Annotated in this window: 19 protein-coding genes; 17 read left to right on the forward strand and 2 right to left on the reverse strand. The window is 68.5% G+C overall.

Features of this window, described 5'->3' with window-relative positions; translation table 11 throughout:
• Position 1: 1 nt before the first annotated feature.
• The 5 genes from pcaG to ACFJGU_RS11555 are packed head-to-tail and all read left to right on the forward strand — an operon-like array spanning position 2 to position 4,377.
• Positions 2–562, forward strand: coding sequence for a protocatechuate 3,4-dioxygenase subunit alpha (pcaG, locus tag ACFJGU_RS11535; protein ID WP_382303680.1), 561 nt, complete (start codon positions 2–4; stop codon positions 560–562).
• Positions 552–1,874, forward strand: a complete 1,323-nt coding sequence (locus tag ACFJGU_RS11540) for a lyase family protein (protein WP_382303681.1) — start codon at positions 552–554, stop codon at positions 1,872–1,874. Before pcaG ends, ACFJGU_RS11540 begins: the two co-directional genes overlap by 11 nt.
• Entirely contained in the window at positions 1,871–2,650 is a 780-nt protein-coding gene (locus ACFJGU_RS11545; protein ID WP_382303682.1) for an alpha/beta fold hydrolase, read from the forward strand. The genes ACFJGU_RS11540 and ACFJGU_RS11545 overlap by 4 nt, the downstream gene beginning before the upstream one ends.
• Positions 2,647–3,063 carry a 4-carboxymuconolactone decarboxylase gene (gene pcaC / locus ACFJGU_RS11550; protein WP_382303683.1) on the forward strand — a complete coding sequence of 139 codons (417 nt, stop codon included), beginning with the start codon at positions 2,647–2,649 and terminating at the stop codon, positions 3,061–3,063. The genes ACFJGU_RS11545 and pcaC overlap by 4 nt, the downstream gene beginning before the upstream one ends.
• 9 nt (positions 3,064–3,072) lie before the next feature.
• A complete protein-coding gene (locus ACFJGU_RS11555; protein WP_382303684.1) occupies positions 3,073–4,377 on the forward strand; it encodes a DUF6379 domain-containing protein in 1,305 nt (434 codons plus the stop codon).
• 33 nt (positions 4,378–4,410) lie between these two features.
• Here the strand turns inward: ACFJGU_RS11555 and ACFJGU_RS11560 are convergent, their stop codons facing one another.
• The gene (locus ACFJGU_RS11560; RefSeq protein WP_382303685.1) at positions 4,411–5,568 is read right to left on the reverse strand and encodes a GDSL-type esterase/lipase family protein; all 1,158 of its coding nucleotides are present in this window, start codon (positions 5,566–5,568) and stop codon (positions 4,411–4,413) included.
• An 11-nt stretch (positions 5,569–5,579) separates the two neighbouring features.
• The gene (locus ACFJGU_RS11565) at positions 5,580–6,521 is read right to left on the reverse strand and encodes a LysR family transcriptional regulator (RefSeq protein ID WP_382303686.1); all 942 of its coding nucleotides are present in this window, start codon (positions 6,519–6,521) and stop codon (positions 5,580–5,582) included.
• A 164-nt stretch (positions 6,522–6,685) separates the two neighbouring features.
• Between ACFJGU_RS11565 and ACFJGU_RS11570 the strand changes: the two genes are divergently transcribed.
• From ACFJGU_RS11570 to ACFJGU_RS11625, 12 genes are all read left to right on the forward strand, one after another.
• The gene (locus ACFJGU_RS11570; RefSeq protein ID WP_382303687.1) at positions 6,686–7,978 is read left to right on the forward strand and encodes an extracellular solute-binding protein; all 1,293 of its coding nucleotides are present in this window, start codon (positions 6,686–6,688) and stop codon (positions 7,976–7,978) included.
• Between the two features lie 71 nt (positions 7,979–8,049).
• Complete coding sequence (locus ACFJGU_RS11575; protein WP_382303688.1) at positions 8,050–9,030, forward strand: carbohydrate ABC transporter permease; 981 nt, start codon at positions 8,050–8,052, stop codon at positions 9,028–9,030.
• 1 nt (position 9,031) lies between these two features.
• The gene (locus tag ACFJGU_RS11580; protein ID WP_382303689.1) at positions 9,032–9,868 is read left to right on the forward strand and encodes a carbohydrate ABC transporter permease; all 837 of its coding nucleotides are present in this window, start codon (positions 9,032–9,034) and stop codon (positions 9,866–9,868) included.
• Between the two features lie 52 nt (positions 9,869–9,920).
• On the forward strand, positions 9,921–10,715 hold the full coding sequence (locus ACFJGU_RS11585; RefSeq protein ID WP_382303690.1) for a TIM barrel protein: 795 nt from the start codon (positions 9,921–9,923) through the stop codon (positions 10,713–10,715).
• Positions 10,712–12,247, forward strand: coding sequence for a GMC oxidoreductase (locus ACFJGU_RS11590; RefSeq protein WP_382303691.1), 1,536 nt, complete (start codon positions 10,712–10,714; stop codon positions 12,245–12,247). The genes ACFJGU_RS11585 and ACFJGU_RS11590 overlap by 4 nt, the downstream gene beginning before the upstream one ends.
• A gap of 91 nt (positions 12,248–12,338) precedes the next feature.
• Complete coding sequence (locus ACFJGU_RS11595) at positions 12,339–12,731, forward strand: DUF6379 domain-containing protein (RefSeq protein ID WP_382303692.1); 393 nt, start codon at positions 12,339–12,341, stop codon at positions 12,729–12,731.
• Positions 12,728–13,831: a sugar phosphate isomerase/epimerase family protein gene (locus ACFJGU_RS11600; protein WP_382303693.1), complete on the forward strand. Its 1,104-nt coding sequence runs from the start codon at positions 12,728–12,730 to the stop codon at positions 13,829–13,831. Before ACFJGU_RS11595 ends, ACFJGU_RS11600 begins: the two co-directional genes overlap by 4 nt.
• A gap of 19 nt (positions 13,832–13,850) precedes the next feature.
• Positions 13,851–14,879: a sugar phosphate isomerase/epimerase family protein gene (locus ACFJGU_RS11605; protein WP_382303694.1), complete on the forward strand. Its 1,029-nt coding sequence runs from the start codon at positions 13,851–13,853 to the stop codon at positions 14,877–14,879.
• Between the two features lie 17 nt (positions 14,880–14,896).
• Positions 14,897–15,679 (forward strand): nuclear transport factor 2 family protein, encoded by a 783-nt coding sequence (locus ACFJGU_RS11610; protein ID WP_382303695.1) that lies wholly within the window; start codon positions 14,897–14,899, stop codon positions 15,677–15,679.
• Between the two features lie 10 nt (positions 15,680–15,689).
• Entirely contained in the window at positions 15,690–16,088 is a 399-nt protein-coding gene (locus ACFJGU_RS11615) for a DUF6379 domain-containing protein (RefSeq protein WP_382303696.1), read from the forward strand.
• Positions 16,085–17,266 carry a Gfo/Idh/MocA family protein gene (locus tag ACFJGU_RS11620; protein WP_382303697.1) on the forward strand — a complete coding sequence of 394 codons (1,182 nt, stop codon included), beginning with the start codon at positions 16,085–16,087 and terminating at the stop codon, positions 17,264–17,266. The genes ACFJGU_RS11615 and ACFJGU_RS11620 overlap by 4 nt, the downstream gene beginning before the upstream one ends.
• A gap of 2 nt (positions 17,267–17,268) precedes the next feature.
• Positions 17,269–18,279: a sugar phosphate isomerase/epimerase family protein gene (locus tag ACFJGU_RS11625; protein ID WP_382303698.1), complete on the forward strand. Its 1,011-nt coding sequence runs from the start codon at positions 17,269–17,271 to the stop codon at positions 18,277–18,279.

The raw sequence follows: 18,279 nt of genomic DNA on the forward strand, positions 1-18,279 counted from the left end.
CATGACCGTGCCCCCTCGCACCCTCCGCGCGACCCCCGGTCAGACCGTGGGGCCCTTCTTCGCCTACGGGGTCGGCTACGACCGGATGCACCAGGTCGCGTACCCGCACGCGCCCGGCACCGTGCTGCTCGGCGGCACCGTGTACGACGGCGCGGGGGCGCCTGTGCCGGACGCCTTCGTGGAGATCTTCAGCGCCGACTCCGACGGGACGGTGCCGCGGAGACGCGGATCGTTCCGTCGTGACGACCACACCTTCACGGGCTTCGGGCGGGCGTTCACGAACGACGACGGGAACTACGAGTTCTTCACCCGCAACCCGGGGGCGAGTACCGGTCGAGCCGCCTTCTTCGCCGCCATCGTCTACGCCCGCGGGCTGCCCGACCGCTTGCACACCCGCATCTACCTCCCCGACGACAGCGCGGCGCTCGCCGCCGACCCGCTCCTGCGCGACCTCTCCACCGACGACCGCGCCACCCTTATCGCCGAACGGATGCCCGACGGCGGACTGCGACACGACATCCGGCTGCAGGGGGAGAAGGAGACGGTGTTCCTTGTCTTCTGACGCGCTGCTGTCGCCTCTCACGACGGGGCTGGTCGACGCGGTCTCCGAGGAGGCCGTGCTCGAGGCGCTCGTCCGGGCCGAGGTCGGCCTGGTGCGCGCGTGGGCCGAGGTCGGCGCCCTGAGCGACGAGGACGCGTCTTCGATCGCCGTGGCCTTGGGCTGGAATGCGGATGCCGGGCGCGCCGTCGATCACGGGATCGATGCCGCCGCGCTCGCGGAGGAGGGCATCGCGGGCGGCAACCCCGTCATCCCGCTCGTGCCCGTGTTGAAGCGGCGACTCCCGCCGGAGCAGCGCAGCTGGGTGCATCGCGGAGCCACGAGCCAGGACATCGTCGACACGGCCCTCATGCTCCTGGCCCGCTCTGCCGTCGACCAGGTGCTGGCCCGCCTCGACGCCACCGAAGCGGTGCTCGCCACCTTCGCGCGCGACCATCGCGACCTCGTCGCGGCGGCCCGCACACTCGGCCAGCACGCGGTGCCGACCACCGTCGGATTGCGTGCCGCGGTCTGGCTGGCGGGGCTCCGCCGCGCGAGCGCTCGGTTGCGCGGACTCGTGCTCCCGGCCCAGCTCGGCGGCGCGGCGGGAACGCGCGCCTCCTTCCACGAACTCGGCGGCGACGCGGCCACCCACCTCCCCGCGCGCTTCGCCCAGGCGCTCGGCCTCGACGACGTCGGAGCCCCGTGGCACACCACCCGCTGGCCCGTCACCGAGCTCGGCGACGCCCTCACCCAGACCACGGATGCCCTGGGCGTGTTCGCGACGGACGTCGTGACCCTCACCCGCACGGAGATCGCCGAGCTCGCGGTGAGCGACGGCGGGGGCTCGTCGGCGATGCCGCAGAAGCAGAATCCCGTGCGGGCGGTGCTCATCCGGTCGGCCGCACTGCGCGCACCACAGCTCGCGGCCACACTCCATCTCGCCGCAGCCGACGCCGCCGACGAGCGACCCGCGGGGGCCTGGCACGCCGAGTGGCCGACCCTGCTCGACCTGCTCCGGATCGCTCTGGGCGCCAGCGCCCACGCGGAACGGCTCGCGTCGTCACTGCGCGTCGACGAACAGGCTGTGAACCGCAATCTCGGTCTGTCGGGCGGTCTGATCCTGGCCGAGCGGCTCTCGATCGTGTTCACTCCCCTCATCGGCGGTGATCGGATGTCGCAACTGGTCGCCGCCGCGGCGGCGGGCACCGATCTGGGCGAGCTCGTCCGAGCGCTCCCCGAGGCCCTTTCGCTCGACGTCGACGCGCTCCTCGATCCCGCCGCCTACACCGGCGAATCCGGGGCGATCGTCGACCGGATCGAGGATCCGGCATGACCGTCCCCTCCGTTGCCGTGCGCCATCTGGGCGGAGCCGAGGGCCTCCCGGTTCTCGTGCTCGGTCCCTCGCTGGGCACCTCGACGATCCTGTGGGAGAGCGCGGCACCCTTCCTCGCCGACAGCTTCCGACTGCTGGCCTGGGATCTGCCCGGGCACGGCGCATCGCAGCCGGCGACCGACCTGTTCGAGGTGGCGGACCTCGCCGACGCCGTCGCCGAGGCCGTCGACGTTCCCTCCTTCTTCTACGCCGGCGTCTCCCTGGGCGGGGCAACCGGCCTCGCACTTCTGCTGAGGCATCCCGCCCGGGTGCGGGCTGCGGCGATCCTCGCCTCGGGGGCGCAGCTCGGCGATCCCGACGCCTGGCATGACCGCGCCGCTCAGGTGCGGGCCGAGAGCACCTCGAGCGTGATCATCGGATCGGCGCAGCGCTGGTTCGCCGCCGACTCGATGGCGCGGCATCCGGATCTCTCGGGTCGCCTGCTGCACGCCCTGCAAAACGCCGACGACGAGTCCTACGCCCTCTGCTGCGAGGCCTTGGCCCGATTCGACCTGCGCGAGCGCCTCGGCGACGTCGACCAGCCCGTGCTGGCGCTGTGGGGTCGACACGACACGGTCGCCCCCGAGTCGAAGGCCGACGAGGTGGCGGCCGCGGTCAGGCACGGCTCGGTCGATGTCATCGAGGGTGCCGCGCACCTTCCGCCCGCCGAGCAGCCCGAGGCGACGGCAGCCGCACTTCGTGACTTCTTCACCCGGCTCGAAAGGACCAGCCCATGACAGAGCCCCAGCACGACCTGACCGACGCCGACCGCCGGGAGCAGGGATTCCGCGTGCGCCGCGCCGTGCTCTCCGACGAGCACGTCGACCGCGCCATCCGCTCCACCACCGCGTTCACCGCCGACTGGCAGGACTTCATCACCCGCACCGCGTGGGGAGACGTGTGGTCGCGACCCGGCCTCGACCGCCGTTCCCGCTCGATCGCCGTGCTGACCTCCCTCATCGCCCACGGGCACCTCGAGGAGCTGGCGATGCACCTGCGCGCCGCCCTGCGGAACGGCCTCACCGTCGACGAGATCGGCGAGGTCATCCTCCAATCCGCGATCTACTCCGGCGTGCCCGCCGCCAATGCCGCCTTCCGCGTCGCCGGCGAGGTCTTCGCCGCCGACGAACCGACCACGACACATGAATAGGGAGTAACGATGCTTCTCGAACGCGATCTGATCCAATCGATCGGCTTCCGCAACGTCAGCGACGGGGGAGAGGTCACCGGCTTCCAACTCGGGCTGCGGATGCAGTCCTACCGGGGCATGGCGGCCTCGCTCATCGACGGGGTGGCCGTGCGGGTGGGCGACCTGGTCGACGTGCCGGCCGACGTTCCTCTGTGGACGCTCCAAGGCGCCACCTACACGCTGCAGCAGCTGTGGGACTCCGACGGCGTGCGCTGGCCGCTCGAGGACGCTGCGATCATCACGGTGCCCTTCCCCGGCGGACTGCCGGAGGGCGTGCACGAGGTCTCGGTCGAGTTGCGACTGCGGATGTCGTACATCCCCGAAGAGCACCAGCCCTCGGTGTATCGCGAGACCCGGCGCATCACGCTGCGGTCGACGGAGGACGGCGGGCCGTTCCAGTACGGCGTCAGCCTCTACAGCTTCATGCACGACTTCGGCACCGTGCTCGACCTGGAGACGGCGCTCGCCCACGTCGCCGACGTCGGTGCCACCGGCGTCGAGATCCTCGGTGAGGCCCACGTCGCGCGCTATCCGGAGCCCACGAGCGCCTGGCTCGACCGGTGGTTCGAGTTGCTGGAGCGTTACTCGCTCACTCCGGCGAACTACGGTTCCTGGATCGACACCCGCTTGCACTCCAGCGGCCCGAACGCGCGGCGGATGACGCCGGAGGAGGGCGCGGCAGCCCTCCAACGCGACCTCCGGCTGGCGAAGCAGCTCGGTTTCTCCTTCGTGCGCCCGAAGATCGGAGTCGTGTCGAGCGACCTCGTGCCCGACCCGATCTGGACGGAGTCGGTCGAGCGCAGCCTCGACCTCGCCGCCGAGCTCGATGTGGTGATCGCTCCGGAGATCCACTCGCCGACGCCGATCAAGCATCCGGTCGTCGACGACTACATCGACCTCATCCAGCGCACCGGCACGAAGCACTTCGGCCTGCTCATCGACACCGGCATCTTCCAGGACCGCCCCATCCCGCTCCGCCCGGGCGAGACGCGCGAGACCCGGCCGGCCTTCCTCGACGGCATCGGAGTCGACCCGGCCGACCTCCTCGCCATCGGCGAGTACGTGGTGTTCGTGCAAGCGAAGTTCCATGACATCGACGACGATCTCGTCGACCAGCAGATCCCGTGGCAACCGGTGCTGCAAGGACTGAAGGACGCCGGCTACACCGGATACCTTTCGAGCGAGTACGAGGGCGACCGCGCCCCCTGGCGGTCGATCGAGCAGGTGCGTCGGCAGCACTCGTTGATGCGCAGCGTGGCGTCGCGCCTCGATTGAACGCCCTCCGACCGCTACGTCATCGGGCGGCGCTCAGCGTCGCCCCGCCGCGACCCATTCGGCGACCGCGGGCGACGTTGCGAACCGCTTCGCCATCAGCAGATATCCGGCAGGGCTGGGATGCAGCCCGTCGGGGAGCTCTGAGAGGTCGCCCTCGCCGAAGAGATCGAGACCGTCGAGATAGAACAGTGCGCCGTCCTCCGCCGAACGGGCCTCGACGGTCTGCCTCAGGATCTCACGCACCGAGCGCAGGGTGAGCGGTGGTTCCAGGACATCGGTCGCCGAACTCGGCGTGCCCCTCCGCTCGCCGGTGCTCGGGTCGGTGACGGTCGGGCCCGGTGTGTCTTCGTGCATGGGGCAGAGGATCGGCGAGATGACCAGGATCGGTGCCGTCGGCGCTCCGTCTCGGATCGTGTCGAGGAATCCGTGCACGGCGGGTATGAACGTTCGTCGCTTCATGGTGTCGCCGCCAACGATGTTGATGCCGATCTTCAGGCTGAAGAGATCTGCACCCGAATCGCGCATCGCTCGGGCCGTGAACGGATCGAGATGGGCGTTGGCGGCGAAGCCGAGATTGGTGACATCCAGATCCAGGTGCTCGGCCGCGGCGACCGGCCACACGCCGAGAGGCGTCTCGGCCTCGATGCAGTGGCTGATGGAACTGCCGTGATGCCACCACCGCGGCCGGTCGAGCGGCTCGGCGGGCCGAACCGGGGCATCCGCGCGGACATCCTGGATCTCGACGGTATCGGTCTGCGGCAGCCACACGACGACCCGTCGCTCCTCGGCACCCGACCCGCCGAGGTCGAAGCGCACGACCGACGGCTCGCCTTTCACGAATCGGGGTCCGCCGGGTACCGCCAGGTGCAATTCCGAACCACCCGTCACGCGGGTGTCGCCGACGGGCTCGCCGTCGACGACCGCGGAGAACACCGACCAGCGCACGTGCTCGGGAATCCAGGGCAGGTGAAGGCCGGTCGTCTCCACGGTGAGCTCGATCCAGGTCGCCGCGGTCCGGAATTCGCAGCGCACCCCGGAGGCCTGCTCCGCGGCGACCCGCATCCAGTCCGAGTCGGACTGCGCGCGAGCCCTCGACGGCAATCGCATCGGGGTCAACCCGGTCGCGCCGACCTCGACGTCGACCACCCCGCGCAGGCTTGCCCGGATCAGATCCGAGGTCTCGTGATTCATGCCACTCCTTGTCAGGAGGCGCGGTGCACCGTCTCCTCGACGATGCGCCCCGCCTCGGTGAAGAGCGCGCGCATCCAGGCGTGCTCGGGGTCGCTGCTGTGCACCGGATGCCACCACAGCGCGTTCGTGATGGGGGTGGCGGCGAAGGGCAGACCGACGATGCGGAGCCCGCCGAGGCTCTGCGCGAGCGGCACGAGCGCGCCCTGGATCAGCCCGACCCGATCGCTGCCCAGCACGAAGTACGGCATCGACAGGAAGCTCTCCACCACGACGTCGATCTTCGGCTCGATGCCCAGCTGCTGGATCTGGCGCGCCGCCGACGTGAACGCGCTCCGTGAGGCGTAGGTCAACACGAAGGGGAGGGATGCCAGGTCGCTCATGGACAGCTCGTCGCCGACCGCGCTGTTCGACTCGTCGACCACGGCGTGCCAGTCGTCGTGCCAGAGATCGGCGTACGGCATGTCGGTGACGAAACCGTGGGGGAGGATCATCGCGTCGGCAGAGCGCAGCCGGTTCGCGGCGTCCTCGACCACCACCGGGTTGTGCAGCATGAAGCGGAAGTGCACTCCTTCGGTGCGCTCCGACGCGAGCCTCGAGACCACGGTGCCGATCGTGGCGAACCCGTAGTCCGAGCCGTACACCGAGAACTCGCGGGTCGACTGCGTGGGCGACCAGGTGGCCTGGCTCTCGAACACCCGGCGAGCCGCCTCGAGGGCGGTGGCGGTGTGCTCCGAGATGCGCAGGGCGAACGGCGTGAGCTCGTAGGAGTTGCCACGCCTGGCCAGGATCTGGTCGTCGAAATGCGTGCGCAGTCGCGCGAGCGAGGCGCTGAGGGCGGGCTGGCTCAGGTGCAGCCGGTCGGCTGCCCGGGTGACGCTGCGTTCGGTGAGCAGCGCGTCGAGTGCGACCAGGAGATTCAGGTCGAGTCGGGAGAGAAGCGTGTAGTCGGCCACGACTGTGTGAACCTCCGGGTCAGGATGAGATCAGTCTAGCCACCGGCTTATGCCGCATATCGAAACAACTTATGTGCTTTTCTAGCACAACCGATGCGATACTGACGGAACAGCAGGCTCCTCGAATGACCGGGGTGCCGACAACGAAGTCAGAAAGGCTGGACATGCCACAGCAACGCCGCTCTCGCGTCCTCCGCACCGGGCTGGTGGCCGCCACCGCAGCCACCGCTCTCATCCTCACCGGATGCTCCGGATCGAGCGACAGTTCCAACAACAGCGACTCGAAGTCCTTCACCTTCACGTTCGCCACCTCCAACAACCTCAAGAGCCCCTACGAGTCGCTCGCCGACGACTACATGGCCGCGAACCCCGGCATCACCATCACCTCGAACCCGACCCCGAACGACAAGTACGGCGAGACGATCCGCACCCAGCTCTCCGCGGGTAACGCCTCCGACGTCATCCAGACCACTCCCGGTTCGGGCGACGCCCGCGGCCTGGTGCCGCTGGCCGAGGCCGGCTTCCTCGCCCCGCTCGACGACACCGCGACGAAGCTGATCCCCACGGGCAGCGAGTCGGTCTTCCAGTTCGACGGCAAGACCTACGGTCAGCCGCTCGACTTCACCGTCGCCGCCATCGTCGCCTCGATGGGCACCGCCGGTCAGAACGGCATCACCGAGTTCCCGACCGACATGGACACCCTCTACGCCGACTGCACGGCTCTGACCTCGCAGGGCAAGTCGTTCTTCGCCGTAGCCGGTGGCGCTGCGCCCAACGCGGGCCTCCTGGCCCAGGCGATCTCGGCGACGCGCGTCTACGCGGAGACCCCCGACTGGAACCAGCAGCGCGCCGACGGCGACGTCACCTTCGCGGACTCCCAGGGGTGGAAGGACACGCTGCAGACCATCCTCGACCTGAAGGACGGCGGATGCTTCCAGCCCGGCGTCGAGGGCGGTGGCTTCGACGCCATCACCAACGGCCTCGCGGGCCAGACCTCGATCGGCGGGTTCATCCCCTCCGGTGCCGCCGTCGAGATCGCGGCAGCCGCTCCCGAGCAGGCCGACTTCAAGATCCAGCCGTTCCCGACGCCCGACGGCAAGAACACGGCGGTGCTGGCGAGCTCGAACTACACGATGTCGCTCAACGCGAAGTCGGCCGACAACACCGCGGCCACCGACTTCCTCGACTGGCTCGCCACCCCGGAAGCCCAGCAGAAGTACTTCGAGTACTCCGGCGAGCTGCCCGTGTCGGCCTACCAGGACATGGACCTCAGCGACACCATCTACTCCCCGGTGGTGGATCTGCTGAAGAACGGCGACTACGCCCCGCTGCCGGCCGGAGTCTGGCCGAACCCCGCGGTCTACGACGCCCTCTCCACCGGTGTCCAGGGCCTCCTCACCGGCCAGAACACGATCGACCAGGTGCTCTCGCAGCTCGACTCCGCCTGGGGTCAGTGAGCCGTACTGCCCGGGGGAGCGTCGTTCCCCCGGGCAGTTCCCCGGCCCACCCCCACGACGAAGAGGACACCATGACCACCACACCCACCATCGAGACCGGCACCCCGGTCGAGCCCCCGCGCAGCGGGCGGCCGCATCGCCGCGACGACGCTCGCGGCAATCGACCCGTGGCCCGCCGACGCGGCCGACTGTTGAAGTTCGGTCACTGGTGGTGGGCGCTCCCGGGCGTGCTCTTCGTTCTCGCCATCCACTACGTCGCGACCTCCATCGGCGGGTTCTTCGCGTTCACGAACTGGACGGGCATCGGCAGCTTCGACATCATCGGGCTCGACAACTTCGTCGCGATCTTCAAAGACCCGACCAAGATCGGCGCTCTCGGCAACACCCTCTTCCTGGCGTTCGGCGCCGTCATCCTCAGCAACATCGCCGGCCTCGCTCTCGGCCTGGGCCTGAACCGGGGCCTCAAGACGCGGTACATCCTCCGTGTGCTGTTCTTCATGCCGGTGGTGCTCAGCCCCTTGGCCGTGTCGTACATCTGGAAGTTCATCTTCGACTTCAACGGGCCGATCAACATCGCCCTGAAGGCCGTCGGCCTCGACGAGTACGTCAAGTCGTGGTTGGCCGATCCCACGTACGCCATCTGGACCATCCTCATCGTGCTGGTCTGGCAGAACACCGGTATCGCCATGGTGATCTACATGGCCGGCCTCGCGGCCGTGCCGGTGGAGATCGAGGAGGCCGCCGCCATCGACGGCGCCAACCTCTGGCAGCGCTTCTGGAACGTGACGCTGCCGGCCATCCGCCCCGCCGTGGCCATCGCCACGACGCTCGGACTCGTGAACGGCCTGCGGGTCTTCGACCAGATCATGGCCCTGACCGGTGGTGGGCCCGCCGGTGCGACCGAGACCCTGGCCACCCAGGTCTACAAGCAGTCGTTCGCCCTCGGCAACTTCGGTTACGGCGCCGCGCTCGCGCTGCTTCTGACCGTGATCATCCTCGTGTTCGCGATCGTGCAGCAGCGCGCCGCGGCCGGTGGCTCGAAGGAGAAGTGAGATGTTCCGTTACACACCGCTCACCGCCGTCCGCGAGGTGATCTTCTGGATCCTCGGACTGATCTTCCTCGCCCCCTTCTACTTCCTGATCACCACGGCGCTGAAATCCGACAAGGAGGTGCTGACGGCGTCGGTGCTCGCGCCGCCCGCCGCGCCCGACCTCTCGAACTTCGCCAAGGTGCTGACGGCCACCGGCAACTCGAACGTGATCCTCGGCCTCGTGAACAGCCTCATCATCACGGCGGGCGCGATCCTGTTGCTGGTGCTGCTCGGCTCCCTCACCGGATACGTGATCTCCCGCAGCACCAGCCGGTGGAGCCGACTGGCGTTCTACCTGTTCCTCATCGCGATCGTGCTGCCCACTCAGCTCGGCACGGTACCGCTGTATGCCGGCGCCCGCACGATCGGGCTCACCGGTTCGGTGTTCGGCATGATCCTGCTGTACACCGGGATGCTGCTGCCGCTGTCGATCTTCCTGTACGCCAGCTTCTTCCGCGGGCTCGGCATGGACTACGAGGAGGCCGCCACGATCGACGGCGCGAGCCGCACGCAGATCTTCTTCCGGATCGTGCTGCCGTTGATGTCTCCGGCCACCGGCACCGTCGCCATCCTGGCGGGCCTCATCGTCTGGAACGACTTCTTCACGTCGCTGATCTTCCTCGGCGGCTCGGCGAACCAGACCCTCCCGGTGGCGATGTACTACTACATCGGTTCGCTGGTGTCGTCGTGGAACCAGATCTTCGCCATCGTCATCGTCTCGATGATCCCCATCCTCGCCTTCTACCTCTTCGCCCAGAAGCGCTTCATCCAGGGCTTCTCGGGCGGCCTCAAGGGCTGACGCCCGCGCTGCCGCCCGATCCGCTCGTCACCATCCACGAAAGAGAGTCCTCATGTACACGCTCGCGCCCAATATCGAACTGCTTTTCACCGAGGCCGGCGACTATCACGACCGCGTGCGCGCCGCCGCGGCGGCCGGTTTCACCGCTGTGGAGATGTGGGGGCCGACTGGAGCGGACGCTCCGGCAACGCCGAAGGACATCCCGGCGCTCAAGGCGGCGCTCGAGGAAACCGGCACCGCCCTGGTCGCCCAGCTCGCCGAACCGCGAACCCAATTCATGATCCCGCCGCGCGACCACTCCGTCTTCTTCAAGAAGCTCGACGAGGGCGTCGCCATCGCCCAGGAGCTCGGCAACACCCGCATGGTGGTGGGCAGCGGCACCGGATTCGGCGGGTCGAAGCGGCAGACCCAGCTCGACGACCTGATCGAGATCTACAAGAAAGCCATCGCGCAGATCGACGGCTCAGGCATCACACTCGTCCTCGAGCCCGTGAACGTTCGCGTCGATCACCCCGGATCGCTGCTGGACCGTACCGCCGAAGGCGTCTACGTCGCCCGCGGCGTCGACTCGCCCTTCTTCGGCGTGCTCTACGACATCTACCACTCGGCGGTCGAGGGCGAGGACATGGCCGCGGAGCTCGCAAACGGTGGCGAGCTCATCAAGTACGTGCAGCTAGCCGACGCTCCCGGTCGTGGTGAGCCGGGAACCGGCTCGCTCGACTGGGACGAGCGTCTCGGCCTCCTCCGGGCGGCCGGTTACGCCGGCCCGATCGGCCTCGAGTACTACCCGACGACGGAGAGCAACGCGTCCGTCGCGCTCATCCGCGAGGTGGCGGCACGCGTATGAGCGGCCGGTATCCGGATGCGGTCGACGTCGCCATCGTCGGCAGCGGGCCGACCGGGTCGGCCTACGCGCGCATCCTGAGCGAGGAGGCCCCCGGTCTCACGATCGCCATGGTGGAGGTGGGCCCGACGGTGTCGGAGCCCGCGGGGGCCCATGTGAAGAACATCGTCGACGCCGACCTCCGGGCCGCCGCGCAGCGGAGTTCGGAGGGCCCGGGAGTCGGCGAGGCGACGCTCAACAGCCCGCGCGCCGTCGCGCAGGGCGGGCGGCGGGCCCGGCCCGGCACGTACCTTCTGCCTGACGGCGACTTCGCCGCGAGCGGCGACGGTCTCCCGATGGCCGCGATGTCGAGCAACGTCGGGGGTATGGGCGCGCACTGGACGGCCGCCTGCCCGCGCCCGGGCGCGAGCGAGCGCATCGCCTTCCTCGACGCCACCGGCGAGCTCGACGAGCTTCTCTCCGAGGGCGAGCGCCTGCTCGGCGTCACCACCCACGCCTTCGACGGCGCGCCCTTCGGTGACCTGCTGCGGTCCCGTCTCTCCGCCGCGGTCGACGCGGGCCGCGCGCCTTCCGCCCGCGTCCAGCGGATGCCGCTGGCCGTGCACCGTCGCGAGGACGGCCGGCTCGTGTGGTCGGGCTCCGACGTGGTGATGGGGGATGCGACTCGCGACAACCCCGAGTTCACGCTCTTCGACGAGACGCTCGCCACGCGGGTGATCGTCGAGGACGGCCACGCCGTGGGCATCGAGGTGCGCGACCTGCGCACCGGCGAGTCGCACGAGGTGCGCGCCCGCTACGTGGTGGTCGCCGCCGACGGTCTGCGCACCCCGCAGTTGCTCTGGGCATCGGGCATCCGGCCGGATGCGCTGGGCCGCTACCTCAACGACCAGTCGCAGGTGGTCTTCGCTGCCCGCATCACCGGAATCGACGACGTCGAGGTCGCGGAGGTGCCCGGAACGGGTGGAACGCTGAGCGAGTCCAGCGGAGTGAGTTGGGTTCCGTTCACCGATGAGATGCCCTTCCACGGCCAGATCATGCAGCTCGACGCCTCGCCCATCCCGCTCGCCGACGACGACCCCGTCGTGCCGGGCTCGATCGTGGGCCTCGGGCTCTTCTGTGCCAAGGACCTGCAGCGGGACGACCGACTCGAGTTCAGTGAGGAGGCGACCGACAGCTACGGGTTGCCGGCCATCCGCGTTCACTACTCGCTCACCGAGCGCGATCGCGCGGTGATCGAGCGCGCCAAGGAGGAGATCGTGGCCCTGGGTCGGGCTGTGGGCCAGACCCTCGACGACAAGCCCTTCCAGCTCCCGCTGGGCGCGTCGCTGCACTACCAGGGCACGACGCGGATGGGCGAGAGAGACGACGGCGAGAGCGTGGTCAGCCCCACCAGCGAGGTCTGGGGCGTCGAGGGGCTCTACCTCGGCGGCAACAACGTGATCCCCACCTCGACCGCCTGCAACCCGACGCTGACCTCGGTCGCCTTGGCTGTCAAAGGTGCCAGAGCGATCGCATCCCGCGCCGCAATCCGTTGACTTACGTCGAAAACCAACAATAGAATGGCTGAATAATGACAAAGTTGTCGTCGCCCCGCACGGGGGTTCGCACGCAGACGAGGAGGTCGTCGTGATTCCTGATCGGATCATCGAAGAGAACACCCTGAAAACGGACGGGAAGAAGACGACCGTCGAAGTGCGCCTGCCCTGGTACCGTTCCCTGCCGGCCGCCTCGGTCTCCGAGGTCGAGTTCAGCGTCGACGGCGTCGCCGCTCCCGCCGAGTCCATCCGCTGGACCATGAACGACCGCACCTACTCGCTCGACGAGATGGTCGGCGTCATCGATCAGTGGTGGTTCCCCACCGACTCGGCAGTGCTCTCCGGCGACATCCCGCTGGAGGCAGGCGGAGCGCACGAGGTGCGCGTCGCCCTCAAGCTCTACATCCCCTACATCGTGACCGACCACGGCGTGCTCCGCATCGAAGAGCACAACGAGAAGACCATGGAAGCGGTGGCCTCATGACGACCGAACTCGGAACCCCCATCCAGGGTGTGACGCTCTACAGCTTCACCCGCGCGTTCCACGCTCGCGAATACGACCTCGAAGGCCTCCTGCGCAAGGTGGCGGCCGAGGGGTACGGGCCGGGCGTCGAGGTGATCGGCTTCTCGAGCATCCGGGACTTCCCGAAGGTCGACGACGCATTCGTGGGCTGGTTCCGCGACATCATGGCCGAGCTCGACCTCGTGCCGACGTCGCTCGCCGGAAACGGCGACTGGGCGGTCGACCCCCGGCGCATGATGAGCATCGACGAGGTGGTCGAGTACATGACGCCCCAGGTCGAGGCCGCGGCGAAGCTCGGCTTCCCCGTGGCTCGCATCACGCCCACCGGACTCCCGCCGGAGTTCTTCGAGAAGATCCTCCCGGTCGCCGAGCGCACGGGCGTCACGCTCGCCCTCGAGGTGCACGCGCACCACCACGGCCTGCACGAGGACATCATCCTGCTACGCGACGCGTTCGAGAAGATCGACTCGCCCCTGCTCGGCTTCACCGCCGACTGGGGAGCCACGGTCACCGGCTTCGCGCCCTCCCTGCTGGAGGCCTACCGCCGGCGCGGCGCGAGCGACGAACTGCTCGCCGCCGTCAGCGAGCTCTGGGACCGCACCTACCAGGAGGGGCCACCCGCAACGCAGGAGGCCCACGGCGAGCGGTTCGGCGCCTTCATCCGGCTCGCCCACCAGTACGGTCGCCCGGACCTCGGCGTCGACTTCGGCATCAACGGCACCGGCCTGTTCGGCCCGGCTCAGATCGACACCTGGGAGGGCATCGCGCCCTTCATCCGCCACGTGCACGGCAAGTTCTTCGGCATCGACGAGAACGGCGAGGAGCCGTCGGTGCCCGTGCGCGGCCTCGTCAAGTTCCTGATCGACCACGGCTACAGCGGGGCGATCTCGAGCGAGTACGAGGGCTGGCACTGGAACTACTGGGAGAGCCCGTTCGACATCATCCGCGGTGAGCAGGCCGTGCAGCGCTCGGCGGCGATCGACGCGGGTTCGCGGATGATCACCGATCCGGCCGAAGCACGCTCCATCCTCTCCGCCCACCTCGCCCAGCCCACCCGCTGAGCCCGAAGGAAGACACATCATGGCAGACGGAATCGCCGGTACCGGCATCAAACTCGGCATCACGCTCTACTCGCTCACCAGCGAGTTCGCGGCCGGGCTCTACACCCCCGAAACACTCATCAAGGCGGCTGCAGACCACAATCTCGGTCCGGGCGTGGAGTTCAACTTCGCCCAGATGCTGCGCAGCTACCCCGACGTCGACGACGAGTTCGTGAAACTCTGGTTCGACAGCCTCGAGAAGTACGGGCTGGAAGCCAGCGCGGTGGGCACCAACCTCGACATGGGCCGTAAGAAGGGCCAGGACATGTCGCCCGACGAGGAGTACGAGTTCCTCGCGCGGCAGCTGAAGTCGGCGCACACCCTCGGCTTCAAGAAGATCGTCATCCGCTCGGCCGGCAAGGAGCTGCTGCGGAGCCTCCTGCCGTTGGCCGAGAAGTACGACCAGAAGCTGGGCTACGAGATCCACGCACCCTCCGGGCCGAACGACCCGAAAGTGCTCGAGATCCGCGAGGTGTACGACGAGCTCGGCAGCGACCGCCTCGGCTTCACCGCCGACTTCTCCTCGACGATGCACAGCCTTTCGCCCACCCTCCTGCGGACGCTCCGCCAGATGGGGATGCCGGAGGAGTACTTCTCGGTGATGAACGAGATCTGGCACGAGCCCACGCCGATGTACGTGCGCAACCAGAAGTTCGAAGACTTCCTCACCAGCGAGAACTTCGACTTCGCCCGCCTCGGTCCGTTCACGCGTCTCGCGTTCAACATGCACGGACTGGTGCCCGCGGAGGAGTGGCTCGACATCATGCCGCAGATCTTCCACGTGCACGCCAAGTTCTACGACATCGACGCCGACGGCAACGAGCCCGCGATGGACATCCCGCGCATCGTGCAGCAGTTCGTCAAGGGCGGCTACCAGGGTTACCTCTCGAGCGAGTGGGAGGGCCACGCCTTCTCCGACCTCGGCGAGGCCGACCCGATCGACCTGGTTCAGAAGCAGCACGCGCTCATGCGTCGTGCCATCGAAGAAGCTGTGGCCGTCAAGGCCTGAGAGACGAGGAACACGAAATGACAGACATCCAAGAAGAGGTCTCGGTCGCAGAGCTCGCACAGGAGGTGGCCCGTCTCCGCGAGGAGCTCGGCGCCGCCACCCGGCTCGCGCAGCGCGCCGAGGACCGCGGGCAGGTCGAGAACCTGTTCAACCGCTACATGTACCTGCACAACGCGTTCGAGGACGAGCAGATCATCCCGCTGTGGGTGAAGGAGGGCACCGAGGGCATCCGGGCTCGCTACACCAACGCCGGTCAGTACACCACCTGGGAGAGGGTGACCCGGTACCACCGCGACCGCCCGCACCCGGTGGGCAAGCTCATCCTGCACGCCACCAACACCCCCGTGATCGAGGTCGCCGCCGACGGCAAGACCGCCAAGGGCGTCTGGATGATGGCCGGCACCGAATCGGGCCTCACCGATCCCGAGGTGGCCAAGGGCTTCCCCGAGATGTACTCGCCCGACGAGGTTCTCGGCAAGAAGGTGTGGGCGCACTGGGTGTGGTGCAAGTACGCCATCGACTTCCTGAAGCAGGACGGCGAGTGGAAGTTCTGGAAGTTCCGCTGCTACGAACTGGCGCGTGCGCCGTTCGAGGAGAACTGGGTGAGCTTCGGTCTGAAGAACCGGGGCGCTTTCGACCTCGACCTGATGTACTTCGGCGACGACGGCAAGGCCGTGTTCATGCCACCGGCCGACGAGCCGGCGCCGGAGCCCAACTACCCGTACGACCCCGAAACGGTGCAGAAGCTCGAGCCGGTTCCGCCGGTCGCGCACGACACCTTCGAAGACACTTTCAAGTAGGGATGCACTGATGGCTACTCACAATTCACTCTTCGCCGAGAAGGATGTGCGCCGCGTCGACGGCGGCATCGCGGTCTCGGTGCAGCTGCCCTGGTACCGGAGTCTCTGGCTCTCGGCCGTCGACAACGTCGCCGCGTCGGTGAACGGTGTCGAGATCCCCACCGACCGACTGCGCTTCGAGCTGGCGGGCAAGAGCTACCGCATCGAGGAACTGCCCGAGCAGTGGGACACCCTCTGGTTCGTGGCCGATCGCCCGGATGTCGTCATCTCGCTCGACGAGGTGCCGGCCCCCGGTGAGAAGATCACCGTCGAGGTGGTGCTCACGATGCGTCTGCTCTACATGCAGATCGCACCCGGCCGCTACGTGACCAACCGGGTTCCCGTGGAGCGCGAGGTCGTGCTGGCATGACCCTGCGCGTCGCCCTCATCGGTCACGGGTTCATGGGTGCGGCGCACTCGGTCGGCTGGCGTCAAGCGCCCGCTGTCTTCGATCTCCCCGACGACGTGGAGATGGCGGTGATCGTCGGCCGGAACGGGCCGGCGGTCACCTCTGCCGCCGCGAAGTGGGGCTGGGCCGAGGCCGCCACCGATTGGCGCGAGGTGGTCGCCCGCGACGACATCGACATCGTCGACATCGTCACCCCGGGCGACTCGCACGCCGAGATCACCCTCGCGGCTCTGGCGGCCGGCAAGCACGTGCTGTGTGAGAAGCCTCTGGCCAACTCGGTCGACGAGGCTGAGCGGATGGCCGAGGCCGCTCGCGAAGCCGCCGGCCGTGGTGTGGTGGCCACGGTCGGTTTCACCTACCGCCGGGTTCCGGCGGTCACCCTTCTGCGCGACCTCATCGCAGCGGGCAGGATCGGCACGGTTCAGCAGGTGCGCGCCGCGTACCGCCAGGACTGGCTCGTCGACCCCGAGATGCCGCTGGCCTGGCGCCTGCAGAAGGAGCACGCCGGTTCGGGTGCGCTCGGTGACATCGGCGCCCACATCATCGACATGACGCAGTTCGTCACCGGGCAGCGGATCGAGTCGGTGTCGGGCGTCGTCGACACCATCGTCAAGCGCCGCCCGCTGCAGGGCTCGGGCTCCGGGCTCAGCGGAACGGCGGGCGAGGGGTTCGGTGACGTCACGGTCGACGACGTCGCCCTCTTCGCGGGGCGACTCGAGAGTGGGGCGCTGGCCTCGTTCGAGGCGACGCGCTTCGCCACGGGCCGCAAGAACTCCCTCACGCTGGAGATCTCGGGAGACAAGGGCGCGCTCGCGTTCGATCTCGAGCAGCTCAACTCCCTGCGCTACTACGACCGGGGAGCGGATGCCGAGGTGCAGGGATTCACCGACATCCTGGTGACCGAGCCCGTGCATCCGTACGTCTCGGCCTGGTGGCCGGCCGGGCACATGCTCGGCTACGAGCACGGTTTCGTGCACCAGGCCAAGGATTTCGTGGAAGCGGTCGTCGCCGGTGTCGCGGCGCATCCCACGTTCGATGAAGGTCTGGCCGTGCAGCGGGTTCTCGACGCCGTCGAGACCAGCGCGGCCGAGGATTCACGGTGGGTGCGCACCGGCGCAGCCGCTCACGAGGAGGAGTGACGATGGCACGACCGATCACGCTGTTCACCGGCCAGTGGGCCGACCTGCCCTTCGAGGAGGTGGCCCGGCTCGCCGGCGAGTGGGGCTACGACGGCCTCGAGATCGCCTGCTGGGGCGACCACATCGACGTGTCGCGCTGGGATGACGCGGAGTACGTGCAGAGCCGCCGCGACATCCTGGCCGTGAACGGGCTCGAGGTCTACGCGATCTCGAACCATTTGACCGGGCAGGCGGTGTGCGACGACCCGATCGACGAGCGGCACCGCGACATCCTTTCGGACCGCGTGTGGGGCGATGGCGATCCCGAGGGTGTGCGGCAGCGCGCCGCCGAGGATCTCAAGGACACGGCGCGTTTCGCTGCCGCCCTGGGCGTCACGACCGTCAACGGCTTCAGCGGCTCGAGCATCTGGAAGTACGTGGCGATGTTCCCGCCGGCGACGGATGCGATGATCGAGCGCGGTTACGCCGACTTCGCCGATCGCTGGAACCCGATCCTCGACGTGTTCGAGGAGGTCGGGGTGCGGTTCGCCCTCGAGGTGCACCCCTCGGAGATCGCGTACGACTACTGGACCGCCAAGCGCACCCTCGAGGCGATCGGCAACCGGGCCTCGTTCGGGTTCAACTTCGACCCCTCGCACTTCGTCTGGCAGCAGCTGGACAGCGTGGCGTTCGTGCTCGACTTCGCCGAGCACATCTTCCACGTGCACGTGAAGGAGTCGGTGACGAACCTCGACGGGCGCAACGGCGTGCTCGGCTCGCACCTGCCCTGGGCCAACCCGCGGCGCGGGTGGACGTTCGTCTCGACCGGGCACGGCGCGGTGGAGTGGGAGCCGCTGTTCCGCGCGCTCAACTTCATCGGGTACGACGGGCCTACGAGCGTGGAATGGGAGGACGCCGGCATGGACCGACTCGTCGGCGCGCCCGAGGCCCTCGCCTTCGTGCGGAAGCTCGCCGAGATCACGCCTCCGCACGCAGCCTTCGACGCCGCGTTCTCGACGAAGACCGACGCGTAG

Origin of the sequence: Herbiconiux sp. UC225_62 (assembly GCF_042694625.1) — a bacterium.
Lineage (GTDB): Bacteria > Actinomycetota > Actinomycetes > Actinomycetales > Microbacteriaceae > Herbiconiux.

Bases quoted from the DNA above. Each gene is read 5' to 3' on its own strand.
- pcaG (WP_382303680.1), top strand. From the start codon at position 2: ATGACCGTGCCCCCTCGCACCCTCCGCGCGACCCCCGGTCAGACCGTG.
- ACFJGU_RS11545 (WP_382303682.1), top strand. From the start codon at position 1,871: ATGACCGTCCCCTCCGTTGCCGTGCGCCATCTGGGCGGAGCCGAGGGC.
- pcaC (WP_382303683.1), top strand. From the start codon at position 2,647: ATGACAGAGCCCCAGCACGACCTGACCGACGCCGACCGCCGGGAGCAG.
- ACFJGU_RS11555 (WP_382303684.1), top strand. From the start codon at position 3,073: ATGCTTCTCGAACGCGATCTGATCCAATCGATCGGCTTCCGCAACGTC.
- ACFJGU_RS11560 (WP_382303685.1), bottom strand. From the start codon at position 5,568: ATGAATCACGAGACCTCGGATCTGATCCGGGCAAGCCTGCGCGGGGTG.
- ACFJGU_RS11570 (WP_382303687.1), top strand. From the start codon at position 6,686: ATGCCACAGCAACGCCGCTCTCGCGTCCTCCGCACCGGGCTGGTGGCC.
- ACFJGU_RS11575 (WP_382303688.1), top strand. From the start codon at position 8,050: ATGACCACCACACCCACCATCGAGACCGGCACCCCGGTCGAGCCCCCG.
- ACFJGU_RS11580 (WP_382303689.1), top strand. From the start codon at position 9,032: ATGTTCCGTTACACACCGCTCACCGCCGTCCGCGAGGTGATCTTCTGG.
- ACFJGU_RS11585 (WP_382303690.1), top strand. From the start codon at position 9,921: ATGTACACGCTCGCGCCCAATATCGAACTGCTTTTCACCGAGGCCGGC.
- ACFJGU_RS11590 (WP_382303691.1), top strand. From the start codon at position 10,712: ATGAGCGGCCGGTATCCGGATGCGGTCGACGTCGCCATCGTCGGCAGC.
- ACFJGU_RS11600 (WP_382303693.1), top strand. From the start codon at position 12,728: ATGACGACCGAACTCGGAACCCCCATCCAGGGTGTGACGCTCTACAGC.
- ACFJGU_RS11605 (WP_382303694.1), top strand. From the start codon at position 13,851: ATGGCAGACGGAATCGCCGGTACCGGCATCAAACTCGGCATCACGCTC.
- ACFJGU_RS11610 (WP_382303695.1), top strand. From the start codon at position 14,897: ATGACAGACATCCAAGAAGAGGTCTCGGTCGCAGAGCTCGCACAGGAG.
- ACFJGU_RS11615 (WP_382303696.1), top strand. From the start codon at position 15,690: ATGGCTACTCACAATTCACTCTTCGCCGAGAAGGATGTGCGCCGCGTC.
- ACFJGU_RS11620 (WP_382303697.1), top strand. From the start codon at position 16,085: ATGACCCTGCGCGTCGCCCTCATCGGTCACGGGTTCATGGGTGCGGCG.
- ACFJGU_RS11625 (WP_382303698.1), top strand. From the start codon at position 17,269: ATGGCACGACCGATCACGCTGTTCACCGGCCAGTGGGCCGACCTGCCC.